Raw genomic sequence first — 13,796 nt, 5'->3', positions numbered from 1 at the left:
AGCCTACCTCCACTCCCCGGCCAGCGACTGGACGGCTTTGACGATCTTGGCATAGCCGGTGCACCGGCAGACATTGCCCGATATGGCGCGGCGGATCTCGCCTTCCGCAGGGTTAGGGTTATTGTTCAGGAGCGCCTGGGAGGTAAGAATCATCCCGGGGCTGCAGAAGCCGCACTGGATTGCGTGTTGCTCTACGAAGGCGGCCTGGACCGGGTGCAGCTTACCCCCCTGGGCCAGCCCTTCGATGGTGGTAATCTTTTTGCCTTCCATAGCCACGGCCAGTGTCAGGCAGGAGCGCACGGGCTGCCCGTCCACCAGCACCGTACAGGACCCGCAGGCGCCTTCGCCGCAACTCTCTTTGGCGCCCGTGAGATGGAGGTCATCGCGCAGCACTTCGAGCAGGGTGCGGTTCGGCGACGTCGTCACCTTATGGGCTTCATTATTCACCGTCAGGGTCAGGGAATATCGCTTCATCTCCTTCATTTCACTCCCCCCTCTTCATATCGGTACAGGCTCCCGCGAGGGCCCTTTGCGAGAGCACCCGTACCATTTTCCGCCGGTAATCACCGGGCAGGGCGAGATTGTCCACACCTTCCGACAGCCCATAGGCCAGATCGGAGGCGGCTTTGAAATCCGCCTCCTCGGGCAATTTCCCGAGCAGCATTGCCGAGGCCCGCTCGACAACCTTCGGCGCGCAACCGGCGGCGCCGATGACGAGACGGCTGACGGCAATTTTCCTGTCACTGCCGATCGCTAAAAGCGCGGCCGCCGATGCCAGGGGGTAATCAATGCTGCCCCTGAGCCGGAGTTTCCGGTACGCAGAACCGTAGGCGCCGCTTTGTTGCGGGACGATGATCCCCGTGAGCAGCTCGTTGTTTTCTATGGAGAAAGGTTTTGTGCCCTGTCCGGTGAAAAGCTCCCGGAGGGGAATGGTGCGTTGGGAGCCGCTCTTGGCAAGGACGCATTGGGCATCAAAAGCCATGAGCGCCGGCGCCATATCGCCCTGATAGACGCTGAAACAGCGCTTGCTGCCCTTGACGGCCAGACAGGTCGCGCCGCCCCTTTTGTGGCATACGGCCAGTCCCTTCAACACTATCCCGGACTGGTTGTAGAGCAGGCACCGCGTATTCTGCAGGATATTTCCCCCGACCGTCCCCATCTGAGCCAGCGGCGGGGCGGCCACCTGTGAGGCAGCCTCCGCAATGGCCTGGTATTTCTCTCGAAAAAGAGATGATGCGCTGATTTCCTTGATAGTGACATTGGCGCCAATGACAACTGACTGTTCCCGTGCGCCGATGCCCTCCAAATCCCGCAATTTTTTGATATTCATGACGTAGTCGGGGCTGATGAGCCGCAACCTCAGGCGATTGACCAACTCCGTCCCGCCGGCGATTATTGCCACCCTGTCCTGGTAAGTATCGAGCATCGCTAAGGCTTCCTTGACGGTGGCCGGTTCCAGGTACTCAAAAGATGGAAGCTTCATGTACCACTCCTTGTTGCGTCGGCCTGCGCCTTTTCCTGCAGGGCCCGGAGCACCTTCTCCGGAGTAATCGGCAGGTCCCTGATCCGGACGCCGACGGCATCATAAATGGCGTTGGCAATTGCCGGCGCCGTGGGCACCAGCCCCGGTTCCCCGATGCCTTTGGCCCCGAAGGGCCCGGCCTGCTCGTCCGTCTCCACGATAACGGCCTGAACCGGCGGTACATCTTTGGCGGTAGGCATCTTGTAGTCTAAGAAGTTACCGTTCTTCAGGCGCCCCTTTTCATAGATCATGGTCTCGCCGAGGGCGTAGCCGATCCCCATTAGCCCGCCGCCGTATATCTGGCCTTCCAGCAGCATGGGATTAATAGCCTTACCGACATCGTGGGCCGCGATATAATTGAGTATTTTAACCTGTCCGGTTTCCCGGTCCACTTCTACCTCCACCCCATGAACGCCGTAGGCGTAGGCGACGGAAAGGTTGCCCTTAAAATCCTTGTCGAAATTCTCGTTGGGCGGATCGTAAAAATTTTCCGCCGTGAACATGTTTCCGCCGGGAGCATAATGGACCTTTCTGAGCACCTTGGACAGGGGTATGCTCTTTTCCTTATCCTGCGTGGAAAAGACGACGCCGTTTTTTATGTCCAGGGCTGCCGGGTCTACACCCAGATTCTTGGCCGCCACTGCCAGCATCTGCTTCCTGATCTTCTGTGCCGCGCCCAAAGCCGAATTCCCGGCCACAAAGGTGGACCGGCTCGCATGAGCTCCCACGTCCCAGGGACAGACGTCCGTATCGTTATTGATAACGTTGATATCGTCAATGGCTACGCCGAGCACTTCCGCCACGATCTGCGCCAGGACCGTCTCCGATCCTTGCCCGATTTCCGTCGCCCCGGTCAGGACATCAACCTTGCCGTGGTCATCCATTTTGATGATCGTCCCGCAACCGTCGGACTTATATACCCGGGCGCCGCCGCCCACATGGATGAGCGAAGCCATCCCGACGCCGCGGCCCTTGCCGTTTCCCTTTTTGCCCTTCCAGTCGAGCCTCTGGGCGACTTCAGCCATGCACTCCTTCATCCCGCAGGAGGTGACTTTAAAATTCTGCGGTGTCAGCTCTCCCGGTTCGTTGGCATTGCGGAAACGCAGCTCATAGGGGTCAATACCCGCCTTCTCGGCTAACTGGTCGAGCGATGATTCAATGGCAAAGGTGGCCTGGGGGTTGCCGTAACCCCGCATGGCCTGACTATAGGTGTTGTTTGTATATACGCACTTGGCCACGTATTTTATGTTCGGCACCTTGTAGAGCGACGAGATGGGCATCATCATGACCGAGGGCGTCGTCGCCCCCCAGGACGTGTAGGCGCCGTTATCGAGGACCATCTCCATTTCCCGGAAGGTGAGCCTGCCGTCCTTGTCGCAGCCCTGGGATATCTTCGTAATCGTACACTGCCGCGGCGAGGTGGCAAAAAATTCCTCCTCCCGGGAGAAAACTAACTTGACGGGCTTTCTCGTCTTCATGGCGAGCAGAATGGCAATATATTCATAGGCATAGGTATCCAGCTTGCTGCCGAAACCGCCGCCGATGGCGCACTGAATGACCCGAACCCGCCGGCCTTTGAATCCGAAGGTTGCGAGCGCTTCAAAGTAGTCGTTCTGGGCCAGTGACGGGATCTGCGTGTTGCTGTACATGGTGAGGTTGTTGCTCATATCGAGTACGGCAATGCAGCCGCTCGTTCCGAGGCAGCAGTGCGTCACCCACTGGGTGCGGAAGGTATCGGAAACGACATGAGCGGACTCCTTTTTCGCCGCCTCCACATCGCCGCAGATGAGCTTCCAGGGCATCTTCAGGATATTGGACTTCATCTCCTCGTGGACGAGCGGGGCTCCCTCCTGCATCGCTTCCAAAGGATCGAAAATCCCCGGCAGCTCCTCATACTCGACTTCTATGAGCTCCAGGGCTGCCGCGGCAATCTCGGCGCTCACAGCCGCCACCGCAGCGATCTCATCGCGCGTGGAGCGAACCCGGCCCGTCTTCAGCGGCGGATTGTCTTTCATAATGCCAATTCTGAAATTATTGGGCACATCGGCGGCCGTGATGACGGCCACCACGCCGGGGAGACGCTCCGCCTTGGCGGTGTCAAGTTTCAGTATTTTCGCGTGGGCGTATTTGCTGTAGAGAATCCCGCCGTAGAGCATGCCCGGAATTTTCAGGTCCTGGATGTACGTGGCGCCCCCCGTGACTTTCAAAGGGGCGTCCCTTTTGGTGATTTTTTTCCCTACCATAGTCAGATCGCTCATGTTCGCCCCCCACCGGCAACGGTTTTTATAGCATCAATAATCTGCACATAGCCGGTGCAGCGACACAAATTGCCGGCAATGCTCTCCTTGATGTCGTCTTCCGTCGGCTTTACTTTCTCATCTATGAGCGCCTTGGCCGACATGATCATCCCCGCCGTACAGAATCCGCACTGGACGGCGCCTTCATTGACAAAGGCCTGCTGGAGCGGGTGTAGTTCACCGCTGGCCGCCCCCAGCCCTTCTATTGTCGTCACGGTCCGGCCCTCAGCTTCCAGAATCGGATAGAGGCATGAGTTCACGGACTGGCCGTCAATAATGACCGTACAGGCGCCGCACTCTCCATATCCGCAGCCTTCTTTCGTACCCATGAGTTCCAGGACGTCCCGCAGCACATAAAGCAGCGTCCACGCGGGATCAACTTCTACCTTGCGCTCTTCGTTATTGAGCTTAAACGTCATTTCTCGCTTCATTTTTTTATCCTCTCACCACAATCTGTCCGGATGTATCATGTCATCGGGTCTGAGTACGCGGTCCACGGCAGTCAGAATGGCCCTTTTCGTAAGCACTTTGACCATTTCCCGCCGGTACCTTGCCTCTCCCCGGACGCTGTCTCGCGGCTGCGCCTCTGTGGCCGCTATTTCGCCTATCTGCTCGAAGAGCGCTTCCGATATGACCTTCCCCTGGAGCGCCGCCTCCGCTTTCCGGGCGCGTACCGGTCGCGGCGCCACCACGCCCATGGCGATCCGCACCTCTTCACAGCGCAGTTCCTCGTCTTCCAGACGCTTAAGTATATTCGAGATGCTGTCAATGGTGCAGAAGGCATCTTTGCAGCCGATCTCACTGCCGCCGATCTTGATGGTTACACGCACGGCAATCCCGACCATGGGAAGATCCATGGCCTGTCTGCGGGTATGCTTGATGTAGGCGGAACCGGTATTCTGCCCGAAAGCGGGTAGATGAAAGCCCGTTACCAATTCACCCGGCCCGAGATCCACCCGGCCCGCCCCCAGATAAAAATCATCAAGGTGAACCTGGCGTTCGCCTTTTGGCCCCGCTATCTTTACATCGGCATCGAGGACCAAAAGCGGGCAGGCCGTGTCCGCCGACGGGGCGGCATTGCAGATGTTGCCGCTGACGGTAGCCACGTTGCGTATCTGCCGGGAGCCGACTTGGCCCGCGGCATCCGTAAGCGCCGAGTAGCGTTCCCGGATGAACTCGTTCGCCACGATGTCGCTAAAGGTGACACCGCCCCCGATCTGCAAACCTTCCCCCGCGCCGCTATTACTGATAGGCGCGAAATCATTGATATTACGGAGCGAAACAAGATGCGCCGGGGCGATCTTTTTCTGCCTGATGAGCACCATGATATCCGTGCCTCCGGCGATAAATTTGGCATTTTCCAGGCTCCCCATCAGAGCGATCGCTTCTTTGATGGTGTGCGGCTTATGATATTCAAAATGCGTCACGATGTACCCCCTTTATCAGTCTCTGTTGTCAAATACCCTTTTGGTTTTTCTCTCCGATCTCGGCAGAGCCGCATAATCCACGACCTCGACATCGCAACTCACCATGATCTGCTTCTTTATGTCACGTTCGATGGCCTTTCTGATCGGGCCGTCATCGTGTCCCGACGCGACGTCCCCGGCCCTCTCCACCTTGATCAGCATGCTGTCTTTGCCGTTCTCGAGCCGGTTAAGGATGACCTGGTATTCACTCCCCACGCTATCAATATGCGAAAGAATTTGATCAATATGACTCGGATAGATGTTGACGGCCCGGAAGATGAACATGTCGTCCGATCTCCCCAGAATCCTGTCGTGCCTGGGCATTATACTTCCGCAGGGACAGGGCGTGGTGATGATCCTCGTCAAATCCCGTGTCCGGTAGCGGACTAGCGGCGCCCCCTCTTTCCGGAGCGTGGTCACCACCATTTCGCCAATCTCTCCGGGGGGCACTGGTTTCAGGGTTTGAGGATCAAGTATCTCCAGGATGTAGTAATCCGCCCAATAGTGGATGCCCTGGTGGTGACGGCAGTCAAGACCCGTCCCCGGACCATAGAGCTCGGTGAGCCCGGGAATATCATATAGCTGATCCGCGGCCACCCCGGAAAGCTCGGAAATTCGCACCCGCATGGCGTCGCTCGCCCGTTCAGAGCCGAAGATCATCTTCTTGAGCGCTATCTTCCCGCGCAGACCGCGCCTGTCAATTTCCTCGGCCATGAGCAGTCCCATCGAGGCGGTGCAACACATGACCGTCGTCTGGAAGTCTTCGAGAAACTGGCACTGCATATCGAGATTGCCCGGGCCGGCCGGGATGGACATGGCCCCGAACCGTTCGCAGCCGTTCTGGAACCCCCAGCCCGCCGTCCAGACGCCATATCCTACGGCGATCTGGATTCTGTCTTCAGGCGTGCAGTCGGCGTAGGCGTAACAACGCGCAAACATCTCCGCCCAGTCGTCAATATCCTTGGCGGTGTAGCAGAGGATCTTTCTCTTGCCCGTCGTGCCGCTGGAGGCGTGGATCCGCACCACATCCTTAAATGGTACGCTCCGGAGTGGGAAGGGATAGCCTTCCTGGAGGTCTTTGCTCGAGACGAACGGTAGTTTTTGTATGTCGGCCAGTGTTTTGATATCGGCCGGTTTTACGCCGGCTTCATCAAACTTGGCCCGGTAATGCTGCGAACCTTTGTAGGCGTGCGTGACGGTCCACTTCAGACCTTTTAGTTGCCAGTCCTGCAACTCCTGAGCGGTCTTCACGACCGGCGAAAAAGTTTTTTTCATCTGCATCTCCTTTGTCCAAGCTGCTTTCCGCATAATGGCGGTACGCATTTACTTATTTCCGACTTCGGCCGGTAATCTATCTTTCTGTCCTATTAAAGTCAACAATTTTCCGAGCTCCTTTTTTCCTGTAATCCGGGGAGATTTCGAAAGACGGTTTGATTCACTACGCAATAATCTCTGCCTTCGTTTACCCTTCAGGCACAACAATTTCTTCCGGTGGTACCCAAACGGCCTTGCCATTCCGCCAGACAGCAATGGGATTCCCCTGTCGTTTGTGCTCGGCTATAGCCTCGGCAACTGCCTCTTTCAACGCCATTTCGGCCTTTACTTTCAAGGGAAGATCACGAATATCCTTCACGATTTTACGCGTCTTTGCTTTCATTATTTGGAACTCCTTTCAATAGCGGAAAACAGCTTATCATCAATAACTGTTAGATGGCCACTTTCTTCATCTGCAATCAGGCGGGGTAAATCAGCCGAATTGTCGAATAACATCCATGAATCGAGCAACTGCCTGTAAAGGTGAAAGAAATTGTACACACTTCTGGCATACCTGCGTCTTACGACTTCCGCTGGTACATCGTGCCCTCCCGCTCTGACGCGTGCGGCAATGCGCTTTAGCGCCAGATCCGGTTTATGGAGCCATAAATAAAACAGATGGATTTTATAGCCCTTTTTCTTCAGATCCTTGAGCAATCTGACATACGATCTACCCGCCAATGTTGTCTCAATAGCAAAATCATGGCCCGCGTTAATATGTTCTTGAATCTGCTCCAGCATTATTCTACCAGCTTTGATGGCGGCTATGTCCGGTGAAAACGGAGAAAGGCCGGCGGCAATCAAATCAGCATTCACAAGATTAATGCAGTCCGCATAATAGGGAAGAAACCTCCGGACAAAAGTGGTCTTTCCCGAACCATTGGGACCGGCAATAATGTAAAGATGCCGGTTTATTTCCGTCACCATCAGAACAACTCCCTTCTCTGTATTCAGAAGAAATTAGTATTGCGTCCCCGGATTTCAAAAGGATTTTGTCCACGAGGAAGACCCTACGCACCTACTCATCTATAGATTTAATCCGGGGAGTGTCCCCACATTTCCCCATATTTCCCCAGTTGGGCAGCCTTTAATTTGCTGCCGTTATGACTTTTGCCAAATCTTTTTCAGAAGCCCCCAAAGTCAACAGAGATCTCACCAATAAATCCAATGAAACAGTCGGGTCACCTGTTTCCATTTTTGCAACACGCGACTGGCTGGAACTCATCATCTTGGCCAACTGCTCCTGCGTAATTTTTTTCTTCATACGCTGTTTCTTCAAATGTTCACTCAGCGCCAGTTTCAATTCGATATACCTGGCCTCTTCCGACGATAACCCAAGAAATTCAGTTGTTGTTCCAACTTTCCATCCCTTTTTCTCCAGCATATTCTTTTTGGTTTTTTCCATCATGACTTTACCCTCCTGCTCACGACTCGTACTCTTTTATTCGCTTCTTGCATACATCGGTAACCGGCTTCGGCGTATGATTTGTTTTCTTTTCAAATACAGAGCCGGTTTGCACCTCACCGTGCAACCACACCCAGGATTTATCGTGCGGACTCGTCACCATCCATCCTATGTCATTTATGACATATCGTCAAGTGAATTGGAGTATTTTTCTGGCGTTGAAACAATGTTTTTTTCCGATACAGGTCCACCCAACACGGCAAGTTGAGCGGTTCGACGGCAGGCTGCCAAGCTTGCTCGGCAATAAAATGTGAACCCGTCCCCGATTGATCATTTAATTATCTCCAGACGCTCCCAGAGAAAGCCGAAATCGAACGGCTCCCCTCCCTGGTTCTTGACGCGGCGCGCTTCGCCATGTTCGTATGACTTGAGAAGATCGATTACCGCCTGGCGCCCTTTTTCCGTTTTTATCGCCTGTCGCGGTGTCTTGTTACCCAAAGCCGGTATGATCTCCTCAGTCCAGTTGGCGTAAAATTTACTCAGGTAGTTGTGGATGAGTTGGGACGCGATCTCCGGCGGTATCTCCGCTTGCGGTGATGCCGGGGCCGACTCCAGAGCCTTCTCGGAGCGGGGATCGACCATCTCCCTGATTTGGTAGCTAAGAACTTTACCGGCAAGGTTCTCCAGCCACTGGCGCGTATCTTCGGCCAGCTTCAGGGTGCGGCAGAAGACCTCCAGGGTATCGTTTCCTTTGGGATTGAGTGCTGCCCGCGACCGCCGTATCTCCCCTTCCAGGGGGTTAAAACGCACCCACCCCTCCTTCCGGTCACCCTCCACATCGGGTTGCCGGGCGAGCAATGCCCCAAGCTCCTGCCAATCCCTGACCCGGTAATGGTCGGTAGTCAGCATGATCGGCTCGCCGGTGGAGGTGTCCACCAGTGTAGGGAGTGGACGTTTTGCAATAAGTCCCTCAAGCCATTGGTCGGTGATATGGCAACTTACTACTTCGCGGGCCAGGTCAGAGTTCCAGGAAACTCCTTTCATTTCGCGTAGGATCTCGTCCCGGCAGGCCAGTCCCTCGACGCGGGCAAACGGATAGGCGGCGCCGGACATGACGAAACCGCTGTCGCGCCGGATGAGGCGGGTACCAAAAATGTCCAGTCGAACCAGGGACCGCGACGCTGATCGCTCGCTGATCCAGACCGGCGCAGTCTCGGGGCGCAGGAGGTCGGCCAGTTCTATTCCCACGCCCGGCGTTACTTGCTGCACCTCATACAGGCTCAAGGGGCGCTCCCCCATGTCCTTGATCCATTCCCGCCCCGCCGGAACCAACAGAAGTCCGCCGGAACCAAGGAGCAACTCGCGCACCGGGGTCCTTTTCCCCTTCACCTCAATACAGGCGTCATTGATGAGCCATTCGTGGGAGTTGATGTGAACCATCTCCTGAAGACTCGGTGATAACTTGCTCAAACGGTCACGCTCTGTTTCTTCAAGCGCTCCGAAAAACTCCGTATCGAGAGCCTCGGAAACCTGTTGGGGGTAATGCTGCGCCAGCCAGTCAAGGGCGCGTGACACCGCGGTGCCCTCCTCCCGGTGGCGGGACGTGAGTTCATCTTCCTTCAGCAGGCAGCACTTCTTGTATTTCCTGCCGCTGCCGCAGGGGCAGGGTTCGTTGCGGCTGATTTTTTCCATCACAGGGAAATTCCTTTCATCTTTAATACAGAGACACTGCCCGTATTTCCGTATTTCTTGAATTTAAGTTCCATTGGCAAGCCGTTCCCCCTTTTTCGTTAACCGGTATTTCTGAGTCGGGCTTTTTGGGGAATCTGGTTGGGTCATTTCAACAAACTCCCCATCAATAGCAGGTTTCAAATAATCGTAAAGCAATGTTGGCCGATGGTTCAATTTCAAGGATTGCATGATCTCGCGGACGGCCAATGGTTGACGCTGCAAACAGAGCAATAATCTCTGTACTTGTTCGGTGGGCTCGGTTTTCGAAAGCGGCGGTGAACCGAGCCGAACATATACACCCTGCATTGGGCCTTCGCGTTTCAGCCAGTGTGGCCGGGAGCCGCTGGGATACACTTCTACGGCCAGCAAGGTTTTATTCTGCCAAGTTATCAATTCCACGTTGGGCGCAAGTCGCGGCTCAATGCTGTCGGCAATCAGACTACATAACCGTTCCTCTTCATCCAGTGGATTCTCAAGCCCAAGAACATTCTTTGTGACATCCTCAATACCGATCAGCAACACGCCACCTGCGGTGTTAGCAAAGGCGGTCAAGGTTTTCAGGATATGCGGGGAGAACTGAGATCCCGCTTGAACTCAAGCGTTTTTCCCTCATCGCGTCCGATCAATTGGTTAATATTCATCACGGTCGAAACCCGCTTAAATAGATTTTAAAACGTGAACCCGTCCCCGATTGCCTCGATGATCTGCGGACTGAGTCGCATCCGCTCTGCCGTTTGCACAAAGTAGCGACGATGCTCATCGTCGGACAGTCGAATAAACCGATCCATGATTCAGGCCTCTCCCCGGGCAATCTCCCGCAGATGCTTGCCCACCCACGCGGGTGCATAGGCGATGTCCTTCATCAGCCGTCTCTTGTCTTGATCACTCAGTTTGCGTTGCAGGGTCAGGATCACGGCATCATCCACATGCTTTTGGCCCAGGTGCCGCAGCGCTTGAATGACCAAACCGCTGATACGATCGGCTGGTCCCATGCTCCGAGGCGTAGTCCGCTGGAGGCGAATCTCCTGATTTCCCACCCGCACCGTGCGGGAGGGACCGTCGGTCAGATAGACAATCCCGGCGGGCACCTGTGTGGACAAACCCAGCCGGTTGGCCGCGTATGCCCCAGAGGGTTGGAGGCGGATACCTTGTTTGCCTGCCAGAGCCTGGGCAATAGCATCGGGACTCGGCGCAAGAATGACCATGATCGGGTGCTGCGTCGGATAATCGTAGAGGCCGCGTGCCAATCGGCGCAGCGTGCCTTTCTGGACCAGGCGCGACATTACCTTGTCAACGGCGTCGCGGCTGCCAATGTCCAGAAAACGACCTGGGTTAAGACAACACCCCTACCGGAGCCATAAATCCTGCTAAGTATTTTTGAATCAATGCTTTGCATGGCACATCACCATTCAATTTTGTCAGGAATATAGATCAGTTTTTCTGACAAAAGGCAAATTATTTTTCGACCGGTTTACCGCAAATCCCATTTTCGATTCCCCATCAACACAACTTATTGATGTCCCGTCTGTCACGGCCTGTCCGTGCAGGTCAGTTCCTCGCGCGGAACTTACTTATTATCATGATATAATTAACAAATTAACGAAGTCGTCGATCATTTTCCTGCTAATTCTTTGCCCCCTTTGTCTGCCTCGGCAGGCTTTTTGGGGTATGTTTACCCTAATCCACTGATTTGTTCACCGCAAATGAGTGGCTGTCCCCAATTCCTCATATGTAACAAAACTGTTATCCTGATCCCGCTGAACAGGATAAGTGCCAAATAGCCTATTTGCCGGAACGAACCGGGAGTCCACGTGAGAAGCCGGAGCCAGACGGGGGCCCCGAGCAACGGTAGCCACCGCCACCGAAACGGAAGCAGGCAGCCTTGGAATCACTTGTTTCGGAAGCCCACGTCCAATAACAGGTAAGACGAATCAATTCTGTTAAATGTGCATCATCTCCGCAGGCATACTTATAACCCTTAGCCTTATCATACAAGCCCATCAGCTCATCCTGCGTCGGCATCCGCCAGTCTGTGTATCCGCCCCCCCGATAATTCTCGCAATAGCTCTTGGCGCCCTGCCAGTTAATATCAGACCCATTGTCTTTTGCCGCCCACATCAAACCGCTCCCCCTATCAAGGACTGTCCCGTCATCATAAGCGATAAACCGGCCGTCTTTCCCGATTTCCTTCCGGGCAAGCAATCTTACCGCCAATTTACTCGCCTCCTGCGCAGCTGCCTCCTCTTGCTTAATTTTGCCGAACTGATCGATCTCGGTTAATATTTTTGGATTTTCCAGAACGAATTCGCGCGTTTCCTTCGTCTCCGGATGCGTCAACCGCGCCGCCGTCAGCTTTGGGTTGAGTTCCGGCGTTTCTTCGATCTGGAAAAGTCCCTCGGCCTTCAGGTAAATACTCGTTCGGTAGAAGCCGATGGCGATATTACTATCCGTATAATTCCAATATGTTGACCACGATTTACCGCCGTGCTGCAGATGGACGGGGAACCGGTTGTTCTCTGCATCCGGTTCGCCCAGGTTAACCGTCATGGCGCCTCCCTCGGGAAGGGTGAATTTACGATCCTGCAAGTTCTGGAGGCGCTTGATGAACGGCGCCAGCAGCCGGATCTGCTGTCCAAGGTACTCCACTTTCGCCCGGGCGAGCGTCAGATTCTCCTCCATTAAGAGCTTTTCCGCGGTCTTTTCCATCACCGCTTCTTTTTCCTGACGCTTATAGGCCGATATTCTCTTATTGTACTCCTTTGTGGTCTTCACGGCATCTTTCGGGGACGCTTTGGGCGGAAGCTTTGCTTTCGTCAGGGCACGTTGCCGGGTGTAAGCGGCCTGCAGATTTCTCGTATACTCACCATACTGGTCATCGAGGCGACCCTTCAGGTGGGCTATTTCTTTTTTCAGGTCATTCGCTTCAGTCACTGCCTGCTTCAGAGAAAAGCTGTCATCGGTAACACCCCATTGATCCTGCGTCGCCTGCGCCTTCCTCGCCAGGTCGTTCCAGCGCTGCTCATGTGCCAATCGGGCGCGCTTGATGCGGCCTTGTTCCGCTGTCGAGGCTGCCGCCGCTTCTTTTCCTAAGACCTTATCCACAAAGGCAGGATATACAAAAATAAATGCACTTAAAAAGAATACGCCGAACAACAGTCGAAACCTGTCTTTTTGAACCATAGCAACTGATCCTTCCTTTAATTGTCCTTTCAATTGGTTGCGTGAAATCTGGAAATCTGGGGACATCATACTGGTTTCCGAAAATAACTGGCAAGGCGTCGCCGGATTTCACCGTAAATAAATGGCTGTCCAAAATCATTCTGGTCCCAATTATTGGTAACTTGCCAGTTCCTCGCGGACAATGCGGCGCAGGAGGGTTTCAATTTCTTCCTGGTGTATCGACCGTTTAAGCGTTTCATTGATCAGCGTCTGATACCCACGCTCACCGGCCTTGGTCTTGAAGAAAGCAATCACCCCCGTGTCGAGCATAATATTGACTCTTTGCTTGCGGGGGGCATCCTGAAGGTTGACGCGGAACCGGGCGCGATTAATATCCGCCTGTGTAACGACGGGGGCGTCATCAGAGATTTTCGAAGAAGATTTTATGTTCATGTTTTTCCGCCTTTCGCATGGAGATAATATGGATTTCGTCTTCTGTTTCAGTATGTGCGATTACCACGACCGAAAGGTCGCACAGACCTATTGTAATCCAGCGTTGTTCCCCCATAATCAAATCGAGTGTCCTCAAATGTAAAAGTAGGCCCAGCGAAAACCTTGCTTGCATCGGCAAAATCAATGCCGTGCTTTTTGATGTTTGCTTTTCGCTACGCTTCATGCCATGTGAATTGCATGGAATGATCATACACATCTTTATGCATATTGCAAGGCGATTTTATCGGGGGCAAGAAAACAGAATGCCCTCGGGAGGCGGCGTCTCGGGATGGAGCTCATAGCTGACCCAGAGATCTTCAATGTCGTAGATTTCTTTTATCTTATCGCCAATGCCCTTGCCGATGTAACAGAATGATCAGATATAGTCGGAAAAGATTTTCATTTGTATG

13 protein-coding genes and 2 pseudogenes are annotated in these 13,796 nt (G+C 54.2%); all 15 read right to left on the bottom strand.

Features of this window, described 5'->3' with window-relative positions; genetic code table 11:
- Positions 1 to 3 precede the first annotated feature (3 nt).
- The 15 genes and pseudogenes from NT140_13100 to NT140_13030 all read right to left on the bottom strand — a co-directional run bounded on the left by NT140_13100 (position 4) and on the right by NT140_13030 (position 13,547).
- Complete coding sequence (locus NT140_13100; GenBank protein MCX5832796.1) at positions 4 to 474, bottom strand: (2Fe-2S)-binding protein; 471 nt, start codon at positions 472 to 474, stop codon at positions 4 to 6.
- 10 nt (positions 475 to 484) lie between these two features.
- Positions 485 to 1,483: an FAD binding domain-containing protein gene (locus tag NT140_13095; protein ID MCX5832795.1), complete on the bottom strand. Its 999-nt coding sequence runs from the start codon at positions 1,481 to 1,483 to the stop codon at positions 485 to 487.
- On the bottom strand, positions 1,480 to 3,780 hold the full coding sequence (locus tag NT140_13090; protein ID MCX5832794.1) for a xanthine dehydrogenase family protein molybdopterin-binding subunit: 2,301 nt from the start codon (positions 3,778 to 3,780) through the stop codon (positions 1,480 to 1,482). Before NT140_13090 ends, NT140_13095 begins: the two co-directional genes overlap by 4 nt.
- Positions 3,777 to 4,250, bottom strand: coding sequence for a (2Fe-2S)-binding protein (locus NT140_13085; protein ID MCX5832793.1), 474 nt, complete (start codon positions 4,248 to 4,250; stop codon positions 3,777 to 3,779). The genes NT140_13090 and NT140_13085 overlap by 4 nt, the downstream gene beginning before the upstream one ends.
- Positions 4,251 to 4,262: 12 nt before the next feature.
- Complete coding sequence (locus NT140_13080) at positions 4,263 to 5,246, bottom strand: FAD binding domain-containing protein (GenBank protein ID MCX5832792.1); 984 nt, start codon at positions 5,244 to 5,246, stop codon at positions 4,263 to 4,265.
- Positions 5,247 to 5,261: 15 nt separating this feature from the next.
- Positions 5,262 to 6,560: a phenylacetate--CoA ligase gene (locus NT140_13075; protein ID MCX5832791.1), complete on the bottom strand. Its 1,299-nt coding sequence runs from the start codon at positions 6,558 to 6,560 to the stop codon at positions 5,262 to 5,264.
- Between the two features lie 187 nt (positions 6,561 to 6,747).
- Entirely contained in the window at positions 6,748 to 6,942 is a 195-nt protein-coding gene (locus tag NT140_13070; protein ID MCX5832790.1) for a hypothetical protein, read from the bottom strand.
- Positions 6,942 to 7,526 (bottom strand): zeta toxin family protein, encoded by a 585-nt coding sequence (locus tag NT140_13065; protein ID MCX5832789.1) that lies wholly within the window; start codon positions 7,524 to 7,526, stop codon positions 6,942 to 6,944. The genes NT140_13070 and NT140_13065 overlap by 1 nt, the downstream gene beginning before the upstream one ends.
- A gap of 160 nt (positions 7,527 to 7,686) precedes the next feature.
- Positions 7,687 to 8,004 (bottom strand): helix-turn-helix transcriptional regulator, encoded by a 318-nt coding sequence (locus NT140_13060; GenBank protein MCX5832788.1) that lies wholly within the window; start codon positions 8,002 to 8,004, stop codon positions 7,687 to 7,689.
- A 330-nt stretch (positions 8,005 to 8,334) separates the two neighbouring features.
- The gene (locus NT140_13055; protein MCX5832787.1) at positions 8,335 to 9,696 is read right to left on the bottom strand and encodes an SEC-C metal-binding domain-containing protein; all 1,362 of its coding nucleotides are present in this window, start codon (positions 9,694 to 9,696) and stop codon (positions 8,335 to 8,337) included.
- A gap of 315 nt (positions 9,697 to 10,011) precedes the next feature.
- Positions 10,012 to 10,376, bottom strand: a pseudogene (locus NT140_13050) (putative DNA binding domain-containing protein).
- Positions 10,377 to 10,526: 150 nt separating this feature from the next.
- A complete protein-coding gene (locus NT140_13045; protein ID MCX5832786.1) occupies positions 10,527 to 11,018 on the bottom strand; it encodes a DUF6088 family protein in 492 nt (163 codons plus the stop codon).
- Positions 11,019 to 11,517: 499 nt separating this feature from the next.
- Positions 11,518 to 12,915: a DUF1566 domain-containing protein gene (locus NT140_13040; GenBank protein ID MCX5832785.1), complete on the bottom strand. Its 1,398-nt coding sequence runs from the start codon at positions 12,913 to 12,915 to the stop codon at positions 11,518 to 11,520.
- A gap of 150 nt (positions 12,916 to 13,065) precedes the next feature.
- Positions 13,066 to 13,347, bottom strand: a complete 282-nt coding sequence (locus NT140_13035) for a BrnA antitoxin family protein (protein MCX5832784.1) — start codon at positions 13,345 to 13,347, stop codon at positions 13,066 to 13,068.
- Positions 13,316 to 13,547, bottom strand: a pseudogene (locus NT140_13030) (BrnT family toxin). Before NT140_13030 ends, NT140_13035 begins: the two are co-directional and overlap by 32 nt.
- Positions 13,548 to 13,796: the final 249 nt, after the last annotated feature.

The sequence above is a fragment of the Deltaproteobacteria bacterium genome, from assembly GCA_026388415.1.
In the GTDB taxonomy this organism is placed as follows: domain Bacteria; phylum Desulfobacterota; class Syntrophia; order Syntrophales; family JACQWR01; genus JAPLJV01.
The sequence above is the reverse complement of the archived record's forward strand: the minus strand, read 5'-3'. Positions and strand labels throughout refer to the sequence as shown.